Origin of the sequence: Chryseobacterium herbae, assembly GCF_025154075.1 — a bacterium.
Lineage (GTDB): Bacteria > Bacteroidota > Bacteroidia > Flavobacteriales > Weeksellaceae > Chryseobacterium > Chryseobacterium herbae.
This window is the reverse complement of the sequence record NZ_JAOAMU010000011.1, coordinates 1-1283: the sequence shown is the minus strand read 5'-3', so window position 1 is coordinate 1283 and position 1283 is coordinate 1. Positions and strand designations below refer to the sequence as shown.

Below are 1283 nucleotides of genomic sequence, written 5' to 3'. Positions count from 1 at the left end.
AGGTTTAATAGTCAAATATAGTTGGTAGAATTCTTTGTAACGCCGATTATTATTGATCATACAGAAAGTTTATTGAACTTTGTTTCAATAAACTTTTTTTATGTCTGAAAATTCAAAAAAAATCGTTGTTGGAGTTGCAGTAGTCTGGATGTGATTTCTTGGGGGAAACAGAATAATAAGCGTCGTTTTAAATGTAAAAATTGTGGCATTTATTTCACTTCTGAAAATAAATCTGTGAGTTTAAAGAACAAAGAGATTTGGTTTAAAAAATGGATTATCGGAAAGCAAACTTATGAGCAGATTTCAGAAGAATCCGGATATTCAGTCAGTACTCTTCAGCGGTATTTTAACACAATGCTCGGCAAAGCTCCCAAGTTAACCTACAGCCAAAACAAGGAGGTTTATCTGCTGATTGATGGTACTTATTTTTCCAATGAAATTTGTCTGGTTGTCTTCAGAGACAATGTTTTTAAACAAACACAACTCTACAGAATTACAGATGGAGAACATTATGAAGAGATGAAAGAAGATTTGGAAAACATTCTGAATTTGGGAATTAAAATTGGAGGAATAACCTGCGATGGTGATAAATCATTACTCAAAGCCATTCGTAAAGCCTGCCCGAAAGTTCCTGTTCAGCGATGCCTGGTTCATATTCAGAGAATGTGTAAAATATGGCTTTCTGCTTACCCGAAGTCAAATGCAGGCTTTGAACTCCGTGAAATCGTTTGTAAGCTTCATTTTATCGATAATGAATTAAAAAAACAGTATTGGATAAAAGAATTCCTAGATTGGTTCGAAAAGCACAAAGATTTTTTAAACGAAAAATCATACAGCCTAGAAACAGGAAGATACTGGTACACCCACAAAATGGTGAGAAGATGTTTTTCTGTTATCAGAAAGGCCTTACCAAATATGTTCACGTTCTTACAAAATCCTAAAATCCCTAAAACAACGAATGGAATAGAGTCTTTTTTCGGGCATCTAAAAGGGAATATTAACATTCATCGAGGGCTTACTAAAAGCCGAAGAAAAAAGTTTATACAATGGTATCTTTTCTACAAAAACCAAAAAAGATGAAGGTTTTTTAGCCATAAAGCTGTTCCAATAATCTACGAAAAAAGGATGGTAAAAACCATCCTTCTAAACTATTGTTTACAGCATTGATTGTATTGCTGATGAGTTGCTCCTCAGCATTGCTCATTTCCTCTTCCAATCAACTGCGAAATATTACGAATTATTTTGCTAAAAAACACCAACTATTTTTGACCACATTACCTTTT

Annotated in this window: 1 pseudogene; it reads left to right on the top strand. The window is 33.7% G+C overall.

Annotated features, from left to right (window positions below):
- Positions 1 to 135: 135 nt before the first annotated feature.
- Positions 136 to 1080: pseudogene (locus N0B48_RS22865) on the top strand (IS256 family transposase, variant Zn-binding type); the annotation flags it as partial.
- Between the last annotated feature and the right edge of the window lie 203 nt (positions 1081 to 1283).